This is a genomic window from Brenneria rubrifaciens, assembly GCF_005484945.1.
Classification (GTDB): Bacteria; Pseudomonadota; Gammaproteobacteria; order Enterobacterales; family Enterobacteriaceae; genus Brenneria; species Brenneria rubrifaciens.
The window spans coordinates 617448-637411 of record NZ_CP034035.1 but is presented as its reverse complement, the minus strand read 5'-3'; the positions used below and the strand labels follow the sequence as shown (position 1 = coordinate 637411).

Here is a 19964-nt window from a genome sequence, read left to right as displayed (position 1 = left end):
GTTATCTCCCCAACACCTTTAAGGCGCCAAAACGTGGGCGATAGAATACCCGGCTGACAATTTGCCGCTCGCCGCCCAGTTTCGGCCAGAATGTTGAAGCGATGGTAAACGGGGTGTAGTGATAGAACGCTTCCACCACGATCGTGGTGTCGTCAATCGTCGCCTGCGGGAAGCCGGCAGGCGGCGCCAACAGGGAAACCAGAGCACGTTTATTGCCGCTGCCTCGATAAATTCTCCGCCACCCCTCCTTATCTGCCTCTTTGGACGTCCAGACCAGGGCACCTCTTTTATCCGGTTTCGCGGTATAAAGACTAATGATGAGGCCGCCGTTATTTTTATAATCGAGCGGGGTCATCAGATCTTGGGCAATGGCGTTATAAGTGCAGACATCATCGGCCAGAGAGCATTGATTACCGTCTTTCAATTCACGCTGCATAGACAGGCTGTTTGCCACCAGAAACGCCGTGCGTTCCACTACCGCCGCAGCTCTGTAATAGCTATAGAGTTCCCAGGCGCCAAAGATAAGAAAGACCGCCACTGGAATAATCAGCGCCGCTTCGACCGCCGCCACGCCGTTGCTGTCGCGCCCGACACGCCACAATGCGGTCTGTGCCAAACGCCGCCGCAGAGAATACCCGATCTTCATCATACGCTGTCTCACGGTTCGTTCTGGATCAGGATCACGCGTTCAAAACGCATTTTGGTGTATCCCAGCCAGGCGATAAACCCTGTCAGACCGGGACGGTCAAAAGCCAGCCGATAGATCACCATATCGCCCCGCCCGCCAGCGTTACAAACCGGCTCATAATTTTTATCACCCGGATCGTTGAAATCATTATCCCCGCCCGGCGTGTAAATTTTGGCGTCCGCATACATTTCATTCTCGTTGCGAACCCAGGCGGACAATGTGTTGTTCATGACGCCCCGCACAGCCTGTTGACAATTCCCTTGAATGCCGATACGCCCCATACGCGCCACCCGGTTGGCCGCAATATCCAGATGCGCGTCGGCCAGCATGATGAAAGCCACTTCCAAGGCAACAAACACCACAGCAAACAGTAATGGCGCGACCAGCGCATATCCCAGCGCGGTGACACCGCGCTGATTGCGGCGCAGAGACGTTGCAACGTTAACTTTCACACGGTCACCTCATGTTGTTGCGCAGGTAGTGATAGAACTCCAAATTATCCTCTACCGCGCTCCGCGACTGGCTGCTCATCAGAATTTCTTCGGCAGCATCGTCCCGCCCCAACATGCCATATGCCAATGCCAGGTTATCCCGCGCCTGCGGCAGTTTGCCGGATACGCCGGAGTTTCCCAGCAGAACATTAACTGCTTCGCGGGGTTTCCCGCTCAACGCCAGCGATAGCCCGAAATTGGTACGCAGTGCCGCGTCATCAGGGTGTAACTGTAACCCGCGGCGATAAGTGCTCTGCGCCTGGTCAGGATCGCCAGACAGATCGTAGCTGACCCCTAGCCCGGACAGCGCCAGCGGATGATTGGGAAAACGAGTGAGAATAGACTTAAAGCGGGCGATGGCCTCCGTCAGATTGCGATTCCGCACCAAAATCCGGGCCTGTCCCAGTTGGGCGTCAATATTTTTCGGGTCAAGCTGCTGCATGGTAGCGTACGCTTTATTGGCGGCGTCCAACTCGCCCATCATGAAATGGGTATCCGCCAGTCCTAGCCAGGCGTTGACGTTATCGGGCTGTTGTTTAACCAAACGGCCATAGATTGACTGGGCGACATTGAAATCTCCACTCTGTAACGCACTGGCGGCAATGCGCAGATCGCTTTCCCCAACAAGAGATTTTCCCTGTACCTCTTTTTCCTTATGCGCTGGCGCTGAACCACAGCCCGCCAATAAAACCGCTATACAAAGCATCAGAACTAATCGATATTTATGTTCCATCACCACCATCCTTCATGTGATATTTTTATTGTTGCTGTGTCGCAAAAAAAGCCATCAATCCTAGTACTGCCGGCCCCGCCGCCACAATTAACACCGTCGGCATAATAAACAACATCATGGGCAGGGTGATTTTCACCGCAAGCTTGGCGGCCGCTTCTTCCAGCCGCATCATGCGGGCGGTACGTTCGGAGCGAGCCAGAACACGCAATGCCTGAGTAATCGCCGTGCCATACTGACGTGATTGCAGCAGCGTGTTCACCAGCGTACGGATGGAATCCAGCCTGGTGCGTTCAACCAGTCGGTTGAGTACCGTTTCGGTATCGCTACTGATTTGCAATTCGCCAGAGGTTAAACGCAGTTCATCCCCCAGCGCCGGGCAGACCATTTCCATTTCTTCGGCCACCCGCTGAAGGGCGCTGTTTAAACCCAGCCCGGCATTGGTGCAGATCACCAGCAGATCAAGTGCGTCCGGCAGGCTTTGCTGGATTAGCCGCTGACGCCGCAGCACCATTCGGTCAAGCAGCAGACGCGGGAATAACGTACCCAGGTAGATTGCCAGTAGTATCAGCGCCAGCGCATATATCCAGTTGCCTTCCAGATATGGCCAGGCGAAAAACGCCACCAGCAACCCCAGAGAAACCATCGACAACAGTGACAAAGCGGCGACAATAATCAGCGCTTGAGGACTGCGGAACCCGGCCGACACCAGTTTTCCCGCAATTTCTGTGCGCTGGGCCGCGCTGAACAGCGGCGCAAAGTGACCAATACGCTGTAATATCCGCAGCACCCGCTGAGGTAAAGCGTGGTGCCGCCACGAATCAACCTGCTCCTGAAGTTGGCTACGCTTACGTAATACCTCGGCTTGCAACCGTTCAGCCAGCCTGGCGCGGCGTCCGACGCGGGCATACAGATATAACGCCACGCCGGTTACCGCGCACAACAGGCATGTGACATAAAGTAAATCCACTCAAACCTCCATTTTGGCGATCTTGCGAATCGACATCACGCCCAGCGCCAGCATAATACCCGCGACCCAAAGCAGCTTTTGTCCGTTAGGGGTATCGAACATGATGCCGATGTACGTCGGATTAAGCACGAACAGCGCGCCCGTGATGCAAAACGGCAACACTGCGAGGATCAAACCGGACAGGCGCCCTTCGGCCGTCATCGCTTTGGTCTTCAGCCGTAAATCGCGCCGTGAGCGGATTATGGTGGAAAGATTATCCAGCGCTTCCACCAGCGATCCGCCGGTATCACGTTGTAAAGCAAGGCAGACGGCAAAAAAGGCAAAGTCAGGTAATTTGACACGCAATACCGCTTCGTCCACCACCTCCTGAATTTCATTACCTAATAACAGCCCGTCGCCCATCTTGAGGAATTCCGGCCCGAGTGGCGCCGTGACATGGTTGCCGACATTACGAATGGACTGTGTAATCGGTATCCCGGCCTGACTAGCGCGGGTAATCAGATCCATCGCCTCCGGCAACTGATTAAGAAACTGAATCTGGAACCGCTCAACCTGTTTTTGGTAGACAAAGATGGTGACGGCCAGCGGAGCGGCCAGCAGCGCCAGCGGGATACTCCACCAGGTAGCCGGTATCAGACCAAGCGCTAGCAGAGCGATGCCAAACAGAAGTGTCGCCGCCGTGCATACGAACAGCATCCGCTTTCCTTGTTTCCCGCCCACGGTATCCAACCGGTTAAGGTAGTACCCCAGCGTTCCCATCGCCTGACGCCGACGACGACGACGCGCTTCCGACTGAGCGCGCTCCAGTTCCAGCAGAATTTTCTGCCGTGACGCATTGCCCGAAAAGCCGGTAATCGCTTTCAAACGTTGCCGAATACGCACGACGGCCCGCTGACTCAACGCATTGCTCAATACGATGATGGCGAGCCCGGCCAACACGCTGGCGGCAAAGGCCAGCAGCATCACCACATCAGCCTGGCTCATGGGCGCATTGCCTCCAACAGTGCAATTTCCATACCGTAATAACGCGCGCGCTCGGCGAAAATAGGTCGCATGCCGCTACTGTCAAAGGTTCCCTTCACCTCATCATCAAAAGCGCTGGCATCGTAACTGAAGCGGAACAGCTCCTGGGTGACAATCACTTCACCTTCCATCCCCGCCAATTCGGTAATACTGGTGACGCGCCGGGTACCGTCGCGCATCCGCTCAACCTGTACAATCATGTGTACCGCACTGGAAATCTGGCGACGAATGGAATACAGCGGCAGGTTTCCGTTCGCCATCAACACCATGCTTTCCAAACGGATCAGCGCATCACGCGGGTTGTTGGCATGCAGGGTTGTCATCGAACCGTCATGGCCGGTATTCATCGCCTGCAACACATCCAGCGCCTCCACGCCTCGCGTCTCACCCAGGATGATCCGGTCAGGCCGCATACGCAGCGCGTTGCGCACCAAATCCCCCTGAGCCACTTTACCGCTCCCTTCCATATTCGCCGGCCGCGTCTCAAGTCTCAATACATGAGGCTGCTGTAGCTGCAATTCGGCCGCGTCTTCAACGGTGATAATACGTTCATTCACAGAGATAAACCGCGACAACGCATTAAGCAGCGTGGTCTTCCCCGACCCCGTGCCGCCGGAAATAATGATATTGAGCCGGCTGGCGGCCGCGATCTCCAACACCCTGGCCATGGCCGGCGAAAGGCAGTTTCTTGCTATCAGCCGCTGTAGCGTCAGATCCCGGCGGGAGAACTTACGGATTGAGATCGACGCGCCATCAATCGCCAGCGGCGGTAAAATCACGTTAACCCGGCTACCGTCGGACAGCCGAGCATCCACCATGGGGCTACTCTCATCCACCCGCCGCCCCACTGACGAGGCGATACGCTGGGCGACGCTGATAACATGAGCGTTATCGCGAAATTTAAGCGGCGTTAATTCCAGCTTGCCGAAACGTTCCACATAAATCTGATCCGGACCATTAACCATAATGTCGGACACCGTTTCATCCTGTAACAATGGTTCAATCGGCCCTACACCAAACATATCGTTAAGAATCTCCTGCCCCATCAGCCGCTGTTCGGTCTGCGTCACCGGCATACCTTCCATCACCACCGTTTCGGCGATAATGGTTTCGACATCATGCCTGACCTCTTCACGGCTGCGATTGAGCGCGCTGGAGACATCAATGGTGGAAAATACCGTCTGGCGGATGCGGAGGTAGTTTTCGGAGCGCACCACCGTATCCTCGCCTTCCGGCAGGCGGTAAGCCACCGGAGATCCCGCATCGGGGGACGCGGTTTTCACTACGGACGCGGCGATCGATTTTTTCTCTTGAGCGCTATCACTTTCTGGCGGCGAAGTTTCCTGCGGCGGCGTCACCGATTCGGGCGCCACTGTCAATTTGCGTCCGAAAATCATGCTGACCCCTTCATTAACAACTTCTGCAACCACGAGGCCTGCTGCCCGCTCTGAACTTCACCCGTCAGGATATTGGCAAGCTGTTTTATGCCCTGCGCAAACTCACTTCGCTCCGGCAGCGCCTCTGCCAAATTTTCCGCCAGCGACAACGATTGGGCGTCATAGCCGATTTCCACCGCAACAGGCAGATCTACCGCTTTGACGAAATCATCTATATTGGCTTTATTACGGTTCAATGGCTGTGGTTGATTGACGATGTTATACACCGTCGCCGGATTGGGGTGCGCCTCGATATGACGCACCAGCCTGACCAGCGATCTGGCCGAATAAACCGACCGATCCGTCACCACGCAGGCGAGGCTGGCATGAGAAAATGCTTCGGAAGCCAGCTCGCCGCCACGCAGGGGAATATCCAACACCACATAGTGGAAATGCTGACTGAGCGTCGCCAGTAGCGCCTCCAGCGCGCCTTCCGCCTGCTTATAGTCGTCCATATAATCCAGTTCAGCACCCAGGGCATACAGCCTGTTGTCCACCGTAGACAGCGTACGCTCCAGATACTGCGGGTCCAGACGGTTTACATTCCCCAGAATTTCAAGCAGGGCGCTCCCGCCCGCCAGCCCCAGCATACTGGTGCCGCTGCCGCCATAAAAATCGAGATCGATATACACAACGCGTCGATGCGCACCGCCAACAGCAAGCTCTCTGGCCAGATGCGTCGCCACGCTGGTGGTGCCGACCCCACCACGCGTGCCAACCACCGTGATAACTTTGCCAAGACGCCGCTGGCGCACGCTATTAGTGCCATCCGATTCCAGCGTACGGCGCAGTAATTCGGCGCCCAGCGGCTTCACCAGATAGTCTTGCACTCCGCGTTGCAGCAAATTGCGATACAGCCCGACATCGTTGCGATCCCCCACCACATAGACCTGTACCGATGGTTCACAGGCATTGGCGAGCCGATCCAGCTCATCCAGCGGTCCGCTGGAGCCCGAGATATCCACCAGCAATCGCTGTGGTGAACGGCCTGTTTTTTTCAGCCAGGCGATCACATCATCGATATTACCGCGCTCGACCCGGCTATCAGTTAGGGTGCTCGCCTTCAGGAAACGTGTTATTTCCTCTTTACTGCTCGCATCTTGAACAAATGCAGCGAAGTTTACCGTACGCTGTTCGCTACGATCTTTCTCACCCAGTACGCTCATATGTCCCTATCCGCTTATTCACCTGTTTTCGAAGTCGACTCGGTCTGTCGTAGCGGCTCGACCTTATTCTGCCGATAGCGCGTTATCGCCAAAGCCGCCGCGTCCGCTTGCATACCGCTATAAACACGCGGTCGGGATAAATCCTGTGGCCGCGCCAGACTGATCGCCAGATTGGTATAGGTAGCGCAGCCAAACGCTACCTGCTTGCGTCCTTCAAGGCTCCAGTGGTAGCCAGGTTGCAGTAATTTGTAGCAGTCTGGCGGAACCGCAACCCAGCGTCCGCCGCGCTGATGCAACGTTATTGATGAAACATCCGGCATACCATCGTCATCCCGTTGCCATGAAGCACAGCCCGCCAACAGCATGGCCGCGCCAATGATGACCAGTAAAGCGAGACTGCGGCGCGGCTCGGTGGAAATAGTCATCCTCACACTCCTTTTGCGCACAAATCACTAATAAACAAAACCTGCCGACCCGGTCAGCCGGGGCACTTCATTTAGCAACGGGTCATAACCGAGCTTTTTATTCACAATAAACTCGATATCGGTATTGGCCCGCATGCTGTCCAGCGGGGTAGCCAGTTGACTGGCAGCGGCGGGCCGCACCAGATACGGCGTGACAATCACCACCAGTTCGCTTTTATTGTTTTGAAAATTTGAAGAAGAAAACAGTTTTCCCAACACAGGCACCGAGCCCAGCCCGGGGACTTTTGAGAGCATGTCGCTGACGTTGTTCTGTAACAACCCGCCGATAGCGAAGCTCTGGCCGCTCGCAAGCTCGACGGTGGTTTCGACGCGCCGCACAGAAACACCGGGGATCGTCAGCCCGTCCATCACGATGCTGTTATTAGGGTCGATCTCGCTGATCTCAGGCCGGACTTTGAGGCTGATGCGGTCGTCGCCCAGCACCGTGGGGGTAAAATCAAGCGCAACGCCGAATGGTTTGAACTCGACGCTCATCGAATCCGATTCCTGTTTGATTGGCACCGGAAACTCCCCGCCCGCCAGAAAGCTGGCGGTCTGACCGGACACCGCGGTCAAATTGGGTTCAGCCAGAATACTGACCAGTCCTTCTTGATCCAGCGCGTCAATCATGGTTTCAATCGACGTGTTGCCCGTCTTGAACCCACCTACGATGCCATACGCGCCGGGCGCCCTGGTATAAGTGGTCCCCGTGCCCGAGCCGGATGTAAAATCACGTATGCCGCCCAACCCAAGCATAAAGTTTCCCGGACTGGACATAACTTCCCAGTTCACCCCCAGTTGCTGTATGACCGAGCGCGAAACTTCCGTCACCCGCACCCGCAGATGCACCTGCACCGGGCTGGCGATCGTCAACTGGTTGAGTAATTGCTCCTTTTCCGTCAGATAAGGACTAATCGTCTGGACAATCGCTTCGGCGGTTTCGGCGTTGGGAACCTGACCCGCCACCATAATCGAGCCAGGCGCCGACGTCAGCCCCAGACGCAGTTTCGGAAAACGCTGGCGTAATGAGCTTTGCACCTCACCCAGATTATGGCGAACCACCACCGTGCGCTGTAGCAGCGGTTTGCCCGCTGCATCCAGCACGTACAGCGATGTAGTGCCTACCCGTTTCCCCAACACCAGCACCGCCCCCTCAGCCGGCGACTGCACATCGGCTATCTCCGGGTCCGCAACAAATACCGTCGTCATCTCAGCGGCGACATTGATTAACTTCCCAGCGCCGACAGACAGCGCCAGCGGTCTCTGCACCAGCGGTGCCCTCGCCAGCGGCGTCTGCACCAGCGGTGCCCTCGCCAGCGGCGTCTGCACCAGCGGTGCCCTCGCCATCGGCGTCTGCACCAGCGGTGCCCTCGCCATCGGCGTCTGCACCAACGGTGCCTTCGCCAGCGGCGTCTGCACCAGCGGTGTTTTCGCCAACAGTGTCTGCATAAGCGGTGTTTCTTCACGCTGGATCTGCGCCAGCGGCGTTTCCTCCTGCGACGTCTCTTCACGCTGGGTCTGCGCCAGCGGCGTTTCCTCCTGCGACGTCTGCGCCTGCGATGTCTCTTCACGCTGGATCTGCGCCAGCGGCGTTTCCTCCTGCGACGTCTGCGCCTGCGGCGTCTCTTCACGCTGGGTCTGCGCCAGCGGCGTTTCCTCCTGCGACGTCTGCGTCTGCGGCGTCTCTTCACGCTGGGTCTGCGCCAGCGGCGTTTCCTCCTGCGACGTCTGCGTCTGCGGCGTCTCTTCACGCTGGATTTGCGCCAGCGGCGTTTCCTCCTGCGACGTCTGCGTCTGCGGCGTCTCTTCACGCTGGATCTGCGCCAGCGGCGTTTCCTCCTGCGACGTCTGCGTCTGCGGCGTCTCTTCACGCTGGATCTGCGCCAGCGGCGTTTCCTCCTGCGACGTCTGCGCCGGAGGCGTCTCTTCACGCTGGATCTGCGCCAGCGGCGTTTCCTCCTGCGACGTCTGCGCCGGAGGCGTCTCTTGACGCTGGGTTTGCGCCAGCGGCGTTTCCTCCTGCGACGTCTGCGCTAGCGGCGTCTCTTCACGCTGGGTCTGCGCCAGCGGCGTTTCCTCCTGAGAAGTCTGCGCCGGAGGCGTCTCTTCACGCTGGGTTTGCGCCAGCGGCGTTTCCTCCTGCGGTGTCTCCGCCAGCGGTGTCTGCGCCCTGGCCGCCATGGTCAGCGATAAAGCGGACAACGCCAGCGTAAATATCAAAGTGCGCAATGAAATACTAGCGAGCATAGGTGCCAAACTCCTGTTCCTGACGTTGACTGCCCCGCATAATGATCACCTGGCGTGGCTTAAGCGGGGTCGCCTTCTCTTCTAATGGCTTCGAGACGGTATTCCCCAATGCACGGGAGACATCGCCGCCCCATATAGGCCGGTTTTCTTTCCCGACTGTGTTGTCCCACGCCACAACCGATGCCGTTGCATATTGCGGATTATCACGATTGAGCGCATCCCGATCGTCCACCGCAAAACTGCGCAACGCCATTGATAAGCTGCCCAGTTGCGCCGCCACGGTCACCGCTTCCGCCGCACGGGGCGCCACCTCAATGGTGACCGTATTGGCGCGAATAGCTGTGCCATTCTCCTCCGTTTGACGCTGTATACTGGAACCCACGGCAATAATGCGTACTCGTTCGACAACCGTTTCACTCACTACCAACGGTGCGTTACCGTTATGATTGTTCTCCGCCTGCCGCATCCGCTGAGTAAGGATGATATCGACAAAATCACCCGGCTGAATCAGCCCCGCATTACCAGAAACGTCATCCACCGGCACGGAAACCGCACGCATCCCCGGCTTTAGCGCCGCAGCAAGAAAACCAGGCGCATCCGGGCGGATCACATCACTCGCCAGAATTAGCGCCCCTTTATTCATCTGTTTGCGTACCAGCGCACCGTTAAGGTTGGCTTCGGCGCTACCTTCAATCAGCGCCCCTTTCGGGACGTCGTTTTCCGCGTAGGCTTTCCAGCCCAGATCACCCTCGCGCAGCAGCAATCCTTCCGGCAATACCGCAGCGGCGATCCGCACCTGCACCGTCTGTTCCGGCGGGGGGCTGACTGCTGACTGCTGACTGCTGACTGCTGACAAACATGATGCGGGCGATCCCGGCCAGCAATGCAGCCGCCAGCAGAATCAAAGCCAATTTCAATACCGAAGACATCAACAGCTCACTCCCGACTGGATTAGCAACTCGCTGAAAAGCTGAAAAACAGGATGGCGGCACGGGTTAAATCACACGTGTAAACCCTGACTAATAATCAGCACGGTCATCCCTCCTGCGACCAATGCCACACCGTAGGGTACGCCGCGCCGGGCCGAAATCGCATAACCCAACGTAGAGGCCATTCCGCTGACAGCCGCTTCCGGCGGTTTTATTATTCTGTCCGCCAGCCAGCCCGCGATACCCAACAGTGCACCAACCACACTAATGACGACCAGAGCTGGCGCCGCGTAAAGCGGCCCAGCCCAGAGCATCACCACTGCGCCTAATTTGACATCACCCCCGCCGACGCCGCCGCGAATAAATAACAGCAGCAGCAGCGCAAAAGTAATTAAGCCTATTAAACAATGCGTGGCGAATAGCACCCAATTAGTTCCCTGATAAAAAAAATAAAAGGGAAATAATAGGGCGTAAAACAATATCCAGCGATTAGGCAGGCAGCGACGGGTTAAATCGGCATGTATTAACAGCCCAAATAACACCAGCAGCGGCGCAAAAATCATTAGCCGCCGGTACCTTTGCCAGCAGTGGTAGATTCACTTTTGGTTGCCGCCTCTTTAATAGCAGAATCCGCACTCTTAAATAGTGTTTCAATATTGCCTTTGAATCCTCCCACTCCGGCAGCAACCACCACCACAATAACCCCGGCCAGAATGGCATATTCCAGGGCAGATACACCACGCTCATCTTTCTGTAATGCTTTAAATAATTTACGCATCATTGTTTCTCCTTGAGAATAATTTAACTGAATAAATGAACGATATGATTCCATCGCCAAATAAATAGCGTGCTAAGTATTGCAACTAAAATGCACATGCAATGGCGACATTTCTAAGTGACTTAGAAATTCTTTCTCTACAAATATAACCAAATTAAATATTTCACAATAGCATCATTAACTTGGCATTTGATAACGCTAACTTTTAAAATTACTGTTTACTCTATGCTTTTACTGGTTCAATTAGCAAAGAAAATTTATATCAATTGATTTCTTAAACAGACTCAGCCAGTAAAAAGAACCGTTAAAACAACAACCAACATTTCAACCTACTTTAAATGAATCTAACTATAGCTTGCTTGAATAAAATAATTTTAAATTAATAAAATAGTTATAACCTATCAGCTTCCAGACCACTTTCCGCAAGGATCTTATTAATTTTCTGAAGATATAAAATAGTTTTGATGAGAGAAAGCAAACGCCAGGCGATCCCAACACCTGTGCGCTATACTATTATCATTGATGATTTCGTGAATATGAATTACAGAGTGCTATCCAAAACGTCCATTTTCAGACCCTCTTTTCTTGAAGATATAAAGATATCCATCTAAATTCAATTTAGAGTGATGCCGTATCTCGAACTCACTCTAAACAAAAAAAAATTCATTACAAATCATTTATACCGATAGATTTAATCGTTTTTGATAGCCTGAGCGTATCAAGACATATATAAAGATCTTTTACAACGGTTATTATTTTCTGCACAAAAATGTCCTTTTTATATGATCCCATTTTCCTGAAATCTGGTTCAATGACTTCTCTAAGCGGAATTAGCCAGATCAAACAGATCTGGATTTAAACCTCAAAAACAACAAAACCACATTTCATATTTTTCTTTGCAGTCCGGTTAAAAACGATAATGAATCACATTAAAGTGAAGTCAAGAATCATAAACTAATAAAAGGGTTTTATGACAATATGATTAAAAAAATAATAATTATAAAAAATATAATCAAAAAATCGAGAAAGAAGGGGCAAGGGGGAGTAAATGAAAGGCCAATCGCGCGATATTCAAACAGTTCGACGATGTACGGTAGTGTGGTGCAGAATACTGGGACAGGCGCTCACCCAGATCATTGCCCTCTGGTTTGGTTGATATCTTACGATGCTCCCCGGTAATGTGTGCCCTCCTACCGCAGCCCGGCCTTAAAGCCACCACGGTTTGTGTTACAGGCATTATCGCGCCACGACCGCCGTATTGGGCGGCTCCATTGCTGTTCTGACGCTAAGTAATCCCGTAGTGGCTCACGCCTGCCGATGCATGCTCTACGATGGTGCGGTGCGCCTTATCAGCGCAGTTCAATCAGCGTCAGTGGGCCACCGAACACCGCTCCCGTATCGATGTAAAGCTGGTTAAAAAATATCAAGGGTTTGTTAAGCGGCGTATGACCGAAGATAAACAGATTAGCGCCGGAGATATTATCGCCCTCTCCTGCCATTGCGCGCGTGATGCGGGTACGCCCCCAAACAAGCTCGTCCTCGTCAATGACCTTGCCGAACACATACTCGTTCGCGGGATAATCCGCATGGGCAATCACATAATGTCGGTGGCCGAGGCTGACCTCGATAACCAGCGGCAGGTTTGCCGTTTGGACGATGCGTTTAGCTGCTATTGTTTTATCCGCGCCATCAAGCGCGGAATACCATGAACCGCCGTTACGCGCCCAAAGCCAGCCGCTGACGCCCTTCAGCGCTTCTTGCGCCATTTTCTCATGATTGCCGCACACAGCGGTAAACCAGGGGTCGTTTAGCAACGCCAGGCAGGAGGGGCTGTCTGGCCCGCGATCGATCAGATCGCCAACCGAGATCAGCAGGTCTGTCTCACGGTTAAAATGCCGCATGCTCAGCCCCTCCAGCAAGCGCTGATAACAACCGTGAATATCGCCGACGACAAAAACTTTGCGATAGTCATCACCACTGATTCTGCGATACATGAATACTTCCCCCCTACGCGGCCGGGTAATCGTCTGAGGCGGATCTTCCCGGCTGGTTTCAGGGTAAAACTAAGCCCCTTTTTCCCCATCGCCGGGGCGGGAAAGCTCAGGAAAGAAAGAACGTAACGCACCGGCCACAGCCTGCCGGTCATAACCCAGGCGGTGCAGAATGATGGCGATTTGCCGGGCGGACACAGCATCCCGATACACCGTGAGCAGCACATCGGCAATCAGCCCCGGCGTAATCACGGAAATCGTCGAGATCTCTCCGGCACGTCCCCCGAAAGAGTGAAGGATATGCTCGACAGCCTGTTCCGGGGTCATACCCTGTGTCTGTAGCGCAGCCAGCACGGAAACAAGCTTGTCTTTTAATTCATTCGCCACCATTCGGTTCCTTCATGCAATCAGCGCCTCTCACATGATGGATTATGGGGACAAAAAGACGCCACAACCCGCATCTGAAGTATATGTGTATAATAATGCCAAATTGACTAAAACACATATTGATACAACTCCACGCCAATCGATTCATCATCTTGATACCTAAGATTTGCGATAATCTTCCGAATAAAAATCGTATTTACGTTTATGCCCGATAAATTTCAGTATACAGGCAGAGCAAAAGCAACCAACACGCCTTAACCTGAAAGATGAAGGACTTTGTGAGCAAAAGGTTAATCATGATCACCACTGACGGTAACAACGCAGTCGCCTCTGTCGCCTGGCGAACCAATGAGGTCATCGCCATCTACCCCATTACCCCCAGTTCCACCATGGCGGAGCAGGCTGCGGCCTGGTCCAGCGACGGCGGGTTAAACATCTGGGGCGATACGCCGCGCGTTATTGAAATGCAGTCGGAGGGAGGCGCGATCGCCACCGTGCACGGCGCACTGCAAACCGGAACGTTAGCGACCACCTTTACCTCATCGCAGGGTTTGCTGCTGATGATCCCGACGCTGTATAAGCTGGCGGGCGAACTGACGCCCTTTGTGCTGCATGTCGCCGCCCGTACGGTCGCCACGCACGCGCTGTCGATTTTTTGCGATCATTCCGACGTCATGGCCGTCCGCCAGACTGGTTGCGCCATGCTGTGCGCCAGTAACGTGCAAGAGGCGCAGGACTTCGCGCTCATCTCACAAATGGCCAGCCTTAATAGCCGCCTGCCGTTTATTCATTTCTTTGATGGTTTCCGCACCTCGCATGAAATCAACAAGATTGAACCATTGAGCGATGACGTTATCCGCCAGTTGTTGCCCCAGCAGGCTATTGCCGCACACCGTGAGCGAGCACTTACACCTGAGCGTCCGGTGATCCGCGGCACCGCCTCAAACCCGGATACGTTTTTCCAGGCGCGCGAAGCCACCAACCCGTGGTATAACGCCGCCTGCCAGCATGTTGAACAGGCAATGAACGACTTTGCCCAAGCAACGGGACGCCAGTACCGGCCATTTGACTATTACGGCCACCCGGAAGCGGCCAAAGTTATCGTTCTGATGGGCTCTGGCGTAGGGACGTGTGAAGAGGTCATCGACACCCTGCTGACTCGTGGAGAAAAGGTTGGCGTGGTTAAGGTGCGTCTCTATCGTCCTTTCTCAGCCCCTCATTTACTGGCCGCCATTCCGCAAACAGCGCAACGCATCGCCGTGCTGGATCGCACCAAAGAACCGGGCGCGCCGGCAGAACCGCTGTATCTGGATGTCATGACCGCGCTGGCCGAGGCGTTTTCCATCGGTGAGCGCTCATCCATGCCGCGAGTAATTGGCGGCCGTTACGGTTTATCGTCGAAAGAATTCACGCCGCAATGCGTACAGGGCATTTTTAATGAGTTAGCGCTTGCCAACCCGCGTCCCCGCTTCACCGTTGGTATTTATGATGACGTAACCCATCTTTCCCTGCCGCTGCCGGAACAGCGCCTGCCGACAACCGCCTCGCTGGAAGCCTTGTTCTACGGGCTGGGCAGTGACGGAACCGTCTCGGCAACCAAAAACGCCATCAAGATCGTAGGTGAAACCACGCCGATGTTTGTACAGGGCTACTTCGTTTACGATTCCAAAAAAGCGGGCAGCCTGACCGTTTCCCATATGCGCGTGGGGCCGCATCCGATCAATTCCGCTTACCTGATCGATCAGGCGGATTTTGTCGCCTGCCATCAATGGCAGTTCATCGATAAATACAGCATGGTGGAACGATTGAAGCCTGGCGGTATCTTCCTGATCAACTCACCGTATGCCGGCGACGATATCTGGCACCGTCTGCCGCAAGAAGTGCAGGCCGGCCTCAGGACGCGCAGCGCACAGGTGTACTGCATCAACGCGGCGAAAATTGCCCGTGAATGTCAGTTAGGCGCCCGCATCAACACCGTGATGCAAATGGCCTTCTTCCACCTTTCACAAATCCTGCCGGGGGATCTCGCGCTTGAAAAACTGCGCGCCATGATTGGCAAAAGCTACGGCAGCAAAGGTCAGGAACTGGTTGAACGCAACTGGCGCGCCCTGGACGCCACATTAGATGCGCTTTGCGCCGTGCCGCTGGAAACGGTCAACCCAGACAGCCCGCGGCGCCCGCCGGTGGTTTCCGACGCGGCCCCGGATTTCGTAAAAACCGTTACCGCGACCATGCTGGCGGGTCTGGGCGATACCCTGCCAGTTTCCGCATTGCCCCCTGACGGCACCTGGCCGACCGGAACGACGAAGTGGGAGAAACGCAACATCGCGGAAGAAATCCCGCTGTGGCAGCCTCAGTTGTGTACCCAGTGCAACCACTGCGTCGCCGCCTGCCCGCATTCCGCCATCCGCGCCAAAGTGGTGCCCGCCGATGCGATGGCGGCGGCCCCGGAATCATTGCAATCGCTGGATGTCAAAGCCCGCGATATGCGCGGACAGAAATACGTCTTGCAAGTGGCGCCGGAAGATTGCACCGGCTGTAATCTGTGCGTGGAAGTCTGCCCAGCGAAAGATCGTCAGAATCCAGCGTTCAAAGCCATCAATATGGCATCTCGTCTGGACAACCTGAGCGTTGAAAAAGCGCACTTCGATTTCTTCCTGCAACTGCCGGAAATCGATAAATCCCGGTTGGAACGCATTGATATTCGGACTTCTCAACTGATTTCACCGCTGTTCGAGTATTCCGGCGCCTGTTCCGGTTGTGGTGAGACGCCATACATTAAGCTGCTGACCCAGCTTTACGGCGATCGTCTGCTGGTGGCGAATGCGACAGGCTGTTCTTCCATTTACGGCGGCAACCTGCCGACAACCCCGTGGACCACCGATGCCAATGGCCGCGGCCCGGCGTGGGCCAATTCGCTGTTTGAAGATAACGCCGAATTCGGCCTCGGCTTTCGCTTGAGCGTCGATCAACACCGTCAGCGCGTCATCCGCTTGCTGCACACGCTGGCGCCGCAGTTACCGGCAGATCTGGTCGCCGCCTTGCAGGAAACGTCGATCGCGCCGGAACTGCGCCGTAGGCAGATTGAACAATTGCGGATGCTGTTGGCGGATATGGGCGGTGATGAGGCCAGTACGCTGGCCTCTGAAGCCGATCATCTGGTGGATAAATCCATCTGGCTGATTGGCGGCGACGGTTGGGCGTATGACATCGGCTATGGCGGTCTGGATCACGTCATGAGCCTGAGTGAAAACGTCAACGTGCTGGTGCTGGATACCCAATGTTATTCCAACACCGGCGGTCAGCAATCCAAAGCCACACCGCTGGGCGCAGTCACCAAATTTGGGGAAAAAGGCAAACGTAAGGCGCGTAAAGATCTTGGCATCAACGTGATGATGTATGGCCATGTTTACGTCGCGCAGATTTCGCTGGGCGCCCAGCTCAACCAAACGGTAAAAGCCATTCAGGAAGCCGAAGCCTGGCCGGGGCCGTCGCTGATTATCGCCTACAGCCCCTGTGAAGAGCACGGCTACGACCTGGCGTTGAGCCACGAGCAGATGCGCCAGCTCACCACGACAGGCTTCTGGCCGCTTTATCGCTTCGATCCGCGCCGTACCGAAGAAGGCAAAGCCGCGCTGGTGACCGACTCCCGTCCTCCGTCAAGCAGCCTGAGCGAAACCTTGCTGAAAGAGCAGCGCTTTCGTCGCCTGAACAACCAGATGCCGGAAGAAACGGCGCTGCTGTATGAAGAAGCAGAGCTGGATCTGCGCCGCCGCTTTGATTTCCTGACCATGATGGCGGGTAAATCAGAAAAGAATCCTCAGGAGTAGAGAGGCTGACAACGCGAGAATTACCCTATACTTTATACGATTACTCGCTCATTATGGTGTCAATAGGGTCATGCATTAGGAGAAAGAGAGATGAAAGGAAAATTCGCATCACCGCAAATCGCGCTGCACTGGCTGGTTTTTGTGTTGCTCGTCGTGGCTTATGCCACAATAGAACTACGCTGGATCGCTGAACGCGGTTCGCTGCTGCGAACCGTCATGATGGTCACCCACTTTAGTTGCGGCGTGCTGGTACTGGCGCTAATGCTGGTACGCCTGTTTTTACGTACGCGTTATGCCTCACCCGCCATTACCCCGCCGCCACCGCGCTGGCAAACCGCGCTGGCGACGCTGACACACACCGTGATCTATCTGCTGTTTATCTCCCTTCCCATACTGGGCACCATTTCGCGCTATTACAGCGGCCGGGACTGGATGCTCTTTGGTATTGGCATGCCAATGTCCGCCACGCCGAATACTGAACTCGCCGGTAGCTTGATGGACTGGCATGAAACCCTCGCGCCGCTCGGTTACTGGCTCATCGGCCTGCATACCGTTGCCGCCTTGTTCCATCATTATGTGTTGAAAGACAATACGCTGCTGCGCATGATGCCAGCCAGACGTGGATAACCGCGTCTAAACCGGGTCCGCACCGACGGTTTTATCCTGAGGCGGAGATGGCATGATCATTATCAAACGGCCCGTTCAGGGCCGCATTATGCATTAGGAGCGTGGATGAAAGTCGCACTGGGGCAATTCGCGGTGGAGCGTGAATGGCAAAACAACGTCACGACAATATCGGCATTGATGTCGGCAGCGCAGAAAAACGGCGCCGACCTGCTGGTGCTGCCCGAAGGCGTACTGGCCCGCGACATTACTAATCCCAATATGGTGCTGACCGCCGCTCAACCGATTGACGGCCCCTTTATCACTCAGTTGCTTGCCGCCAGTAAAGGCGGCGCCATGACGACGATGCTGTGCGTCCATATTCCGAACGGCCAGGGAAAAGTCTGGAATACGCTGCTGGCGTTTCGCGACGGTAAAATCGTTGCTCAATATCGGAAACTGCATCTGTATGACGCTTTTTCCGTGCGGGAGTCGGAAAATGTGTTGCCCGGTGAGGAGGTTGCGCCGTTGCTGACCATCGCCGGGATGAAGGTGGGGCTGATGACCTGCTACGACATCCGTTTTCCCGAACTGGCGCGACGTCTGGCGCTGGACGGCGCGGACGTCCTCGTTCTTCCCTCCGCCTGGATTAAAGGCCCGTTGAAAGAAATCCACTGGGAATTGCTGGTACGCGCCAGAGCATTGGAAAACACCGTCTATCTCGTCGCCGCCGGTGAATGCGGCGTCAAGAATATCGGTAACAGTATGGTCGTCGACCCTTTAGGGGTTGTCGTGGTTCAGGCGCCGGAGGTGCCTGCTTTGCTTTACGCCGATATCCAACCGGAACGCCTGACCTATGCCCGTCAGACGCTGCCGGTATTGGCCAATCGACGCTTTAAAAAACCCTTTCTGGACGGCGAATGCTAAGCGCTGGCAGCAACGCGTTCACCGGAGAGCAAAAAATGTGATTTGTTGCACATCTCGTTTCCCTCAAAGCCGGTTCTGAACATATAATGCGCATCCGGTCATTTTCGACCCAAAAACCGCCCCATTACCGCTGGTATGGCATTTAGCACTCAACAAAGACATGAACATGAGTATTCGCGCGATCTTAACCTTAATTGTGGCGGCCGCGGCATTTAGCCAGGCCGCCCTTGCCGTTGTCTATCCACTCCCGGCGGCCGACAGTCGTCTGGTTGGTGAAAATATGGAAATCACTATCCCAACCGACAGTACATTGCCACTGGAAGATTTCGCCGCCCGATACCAGATGGGGCTGAGCAACCTGATGGAAGCCAACCCGGATGTGGATGTTTATCTGCCGCAGCCTGGCAGCAAAATGATTATTCCTCATCAGCTCATTCTGCCGGACACGCCGCGCGAAGGTATTGTGATCAACAGTGCGGAAATGCGCCTGTATTACTACCCGAAAGGCACCAAAACCGTCATCGTTCTGCCAATCGGTATTGGTGAGTTGGGTAAAGATACGCCGATTAACTGGACCACCTCCGTTCAGCGTAAAAAAGCCGGCCCGACCTGGACGCCGACGGCCAAGATGCACGCGGAATATGCCGAGCGCGGAGAGACATTGCAGAAAGTGTACCCGCCCGGCCCGGATAACCCGATGGGGCTGTACGCACTGTATATCGGCAATCTCTACGCTATCCACGGCACCAACGCCAACTTCGGTATCGGCCTGCGGGTGAGCCACGGTTGCGTACGTTTGCGTGCGGATGACATTAAGTATTTGTTCGACAACGTCCCGGTAGGTACGCGCGTCCAATTCATTAATGAACCGGTTAAAGCCACGGTGGAACCAGACGGCTCACGCTATGTGGAAGTACACAATCCGCTGTCTCGTTCCGTAGAAGAATTCCAATCTGATTCTCCGGCGCCCATCAGTATTACGGCAAAAGTCAACAAGGTGCTGGCCGATGCCAGTGTTAATACCCGTGAAGTGGATCAGGCGATCAGATCGCGTTCTGGTTCGCCGGTCAAAATCAACGGTCTGATCGAAGAAGCGGCGCCCGCAATTCCGCTTGAATCCGCCGCCACGCCAGAAGCGCAATCTCAGGACGATGCTATACAGGACTACGCCGAACAGGAAAATATCCCACTGGACAACACCGTTCCGTCGGTTGATACGGCTGCGCCAACCGCGGATGCCCAGTCCACGGAGGAAGCGGAGGCTGACCGTTCGTAATCGGCTTTTCCGGTTGGAAGCGAACTAC

Annotated in this window: 19 protein-coding genes; 4 read left to right on the top strand and 15 right to left on the bottom strand. The window is 55.0% G+C overall.

The window, feature by feature from the left end; translation table 11 throughout:
- Nucleotide 1 precedes the first annotated feature (1 nt).
- The 15 genes from EH207_RS03020 to EH207_RS02950 form a co-directional block, all read right to left on the bottom strand.
- Nucleotides 2-649 carry a TadE/TadG family type IV pilus assembly protein gene (locus EH207_RS03020; protein WP_137712672.1) on the bottom strand — a complete coding sequence of 216 codons (648 nt, stop codon included), beginning with the start codon at nt 647-649 and terminating at the stop codon, nt 2-4.
- Between the two features lie 8 nt (nt 650-657).
- The gene (locus tag EH207_RS03015; RefSeq protein WP_137712671.1) at nt 658-1140 is read right to left on the bottom strand and encodes a TadE/TadG family type IV pilus assembly protein; all 483 of its coding nucleotides are present in this window, start codon (nt 1138-1140) and stop codon (nt 658-660) included.
- 4 nt (nt 1141-1144) lie between these two features.
- Nucleotides 1145-1912, bottom strand: coding sequence for a tetratricopeptide repeat protein (locus EH207_RS03010; protein ID WP_175413629.1), 768 nt, complete (start codon nt 1910-1912; stop codon nt 1145-1147).
- A 25-nt stretch (nt 1913-1937) separates the two neighbouring features.
- Nucleotides 1938-2879 (bottom strand): type II secretion system F family protein, encoded by a 942-nt coding sequence (locus tag EH207_RS03005; protein WP_137712669.1) that lies wholly within the window; start codon nt 2877-2879, stop codon nt 1938-1940.
- Nucleotides 2880-3863: a type II secretion system F family protein gene (locus EH207_RS03000; RefSeq protein WP_137712668.1), complete on the bottom strand. Its 984-nt coding sequence runs from the start codon at nt 3861-3863 to the stop codon at nt 2880-2882.
- Complete coding sequence (locus tag EH207_RS02995) at nt 3860-5299, bottom strand: TadA family conjugal transfer-associated ATPase (RefSeq protein ID WP_137712667.1); 1440 nt, start codon at nt 5297-5299, stop codon at nt 3860-3862. The genes EH207_RS03000 and EH207_RS02995 overlap by 4 nt, the downstream gene beginning before the upstream one ends.
- Nucleotides 5296-6504 carry a CpaE/TadZ family protein gene (locus tag EH207_RS02990; RefSeq protein WP_137712666.1) on the bottom strand — a complete coding sequence of 403 codons (1209 nt, stop codon included), beginning with the start codon at nt 6502-6504 and terminating at the stop codon, nt 5296-5298. Before EH207_RS02990 ends, EH207_RS02995 begins: the two co-directional genes overlap by 4 nt.
- Before the next feature lie 14 nt (nt 6505-6518).
- Complete coding sequence (locus EH207_RS02985) at nt 6519-6929, bottom strand: CpaD family pilus assembly lipoprotein (protein ID WP_175413628.1); 411 nt, start codon at nt 6927-6929, stop codon at nt 6519-6521.
- Between the two features lie 27 nt (nt 6930-6956).
- Nucleotides 6957-9215: a type II and III secretion system protein family protein gene (locus EH207_RS18240; RefSeq protein ID WP_217496116.1), complete on the bottom strand. Its 2259-nt coding sequence runs from the start codon at nt 9213-9215 to the stop codon at nt 6957-6959.
- On the bottom strand, nt 9205-10017 hold the full coding sequence (gene cpaB, locus EH207_RS02970) for a Flp pilus assembly protein CpaB (protein WP_246048931.1): 813 nt from the start codon (nt 10015-10017) through the stop codon (nt 9205-9207). Before cpaB ends, EH207_RS18240 begins: the two co-directional genes overlap by 11 nt.
- Nucleotides 9959-10144, bottom strand: a complete 186-nt coding sequence (locus EH207_RS18300) for a hypothetical protein (protein WP_246048930.1) — start codon at nt 10142-10144, stop codon at nt 9959-9961. Before EH207_RS18300 ends, cpaB begins: the two co-directional genes overlap by 59 nt.
- A gap of 71 nt (nt 10145-10215) precedes the next feature.
- Nucleotides 10216-10707, bottom strand: a complete 492-nt coding sequence (locus EH207_RS02965) for an A24 family peptidase (RefSeq protein ID WP_137712664.1) — start codon at nt 10705-10707, stop codon at nt 10216-10218.
- Nucleotides 10707-10925, bottom strand: coding sequence for a Flp family type IVb pilin (locus EH207_RS02960; protein ID WP_217496115.1), 219 nt, complete (start codon nt 10923-10925; stop codon nt 10707-10709). The genes EH207_RS02965 and EH207_RS02960 overlap by 1 nt, the downstream gene beginning before the upstream one ends.
- Before the next feature lie 1346 nt (nt 10926-12271).
- A complete protein-coding gene (locus tag EH207_RS02955; RefSeq protein ID WP_137712663.1) occupies nt 12272-12916 on the bottom strand; it encodes a metallophosphoesterase in 645 nt (214 codons plus the stop codon).
- Nucleotides 12917-12985: 69 nt separating this feature from the next.
- On the bottom strand, nt 12986-13300 hold the full coding sequence (locus tag EH207_RS02950; RefSeq protein ID WP_137712662.1) for a hypothetical protein: 315 nt from the start codon (nt 13298-13300) through the stop codon (nt 12986-12988).
- Between the two features lie 296 nt (nt 13301-13596).
- Between EH207_RS02950 and nifJ the strand changes: the two genes are divergently transcribed.
- The 4 genes from nifJ to EH207_RS02930 all read left to right on the top strand — a co-directional run bounded on the left by nifJ (nt 13597) and on the right by EH207_RS02930 (nt 19936).
- Nucleotides 13597-17130 (top strand): pyruvate:ferredoxin (flavodoxin) oxidoreductase, encoded by a 3534-nt coding sequence (nifJ, locus tag EH207_RS02945; protein ID WP_137712661.1) that lies wholly within the window; start codon nt 13597-13599, stop codon nt 17128-17130.
- A gap of 90 nt (nt 17131-17220) precedes the next feature.
- Complete coding sequence (gene cybB / locus EH207_RS02940; RefSeq protein WP_137712660.1) at nt 17221-17757, top strand: cytochrome b561; 537 nt, start codon at nt 17221-17223, stop codon at nt 17755-17757.
- A gap of 105 nt (nt 17758-17862) precedes the next feature.
- Nucleotides 17863-18660, top strand: coding sequence for a deaminated glutathione amidase (locus tag EH207_RS02935; RefSeq protein ID WP_137712659.1), 798 nt, complete (start codon nt 17863-17865; stop codon nt 18658-18660).
- Nucleotides 18661-18826: 166 nt separating this feature from the next.
- Entirely contained in the window at nt 18827-19936 is a 1110-nt protein-coding gene (locus EH207_RS02930; RefSeq protein ID WP_137712658.1) for a L,D-transpeptidase family protein, read from the top strand.
- The last annotated feature ends 28 nt before the right edge of the window (nt 19937-19964 follow it).

Bases quoted from the DNA above. Each gene is read 5' to 3' on its own strand.
- EH207_RS03020 (WP_137712672.1), bottom strand. From the start codon at position 649: ATGATGAAGATCGGGTATTCTCTGCGGCGGCGTTTGGCACAGACCGCA.
- EH207_RS03010 (WP_175413629.1), bottom strand. From the start codon at position 1,912: ATGGAACATAAATATCGATTAGTTCTGATGCTTTGTATAGCGGTTTTA.
- EH207_RS03000 (WP_137712668.1), bottom strand. From the start codon at position 3,863: ATGAGCCAGGCTGATGTGGTGATGCTGCTGGCCTTTGCCGCCAGCGTG.
- EH207_RS02995 (WP_137712667.1), bottom strand. From the start codon at position 5,299: ATGATTTTCGGACGCAAATTGACAGTGGCGCCCGAATCGGTGACGCCG.
- EH207_RS02990 (WP_137712666.1), bottom strand. From the start codon at position 6,504: ATGAGCGTACTGGGTGAGAAAGATCGTAGCGAACAGCGTACGGTAAAC.
- EH207_RS02985 (WP_175413628.1), bottom strand. From the start codon at position 6,929: ATGACTATTTCCACCGAGCCGCGCCGCAGTCTCGCTTTACTGGTCATC.
- EH207_RS18240 (WP_217496116.1), bottom strand. From the start codon at position 9,215: ATGCTCGCTAGTATTTCATTGCGCACTTTGATATTTACGCTGGCGTTG.
- EH207_RS18300 (WP_246048930.1), bottom strand. From the start codon at position 10,144: ATGTCTTCGGTATTGAAATTGGCTTTGATTCTGCTGGCGGCTGCATTG.
- EH207_RS02965 (WP_137712664.1), bottom strand. From the start codon at position 10,707: ATGATTTTTGCGCCGCTGCTGGTGTTATTTGGGCTGTTAATACATGCC.
- EH207_RS02960 (WP_217496115.1), bottom strand. From the start codon at position 10,925: ATGATGCGTAAATTATTTAAAGCATTACAGAAAGATGAGCGTGGTGTA.
- EH207_RS02955 (WP_137712663.1), bottom strand. From the start codon at position 12,916: ATGTATCGCAGAATCAGTGGTGATGACTATCGCAAAGTTTTTGTCGTC.
- nifJ (WP_137712661.1), top strand. From the start codon at position 13,597: ATGATCACCACTGACGGTAACAACGCAGTCGCCTCTGTCGCCTGGCGA.
- cybB (WP_137712660.1), top strand. From the start codon at position 17,221: ATGAAAGGAAAATTCGCATCACCGCAAATCGCGCTGCACTGGCTGGTT.
- EH207_RS02935 (WP_137712659.1), top strand. From the start codon at position 17,863: ATGAAAGTCGCACTGGGGCAATTCGCGGTGGAGCGTGAATGGCAAAAC.
- EH207_RS02930 (WP_137712658.1), top strand. From the start codon at position 18,827: ATGAGTATTCGCGCGATCTTAACCTTAATTGTGGCGGCCGCGGCATTT.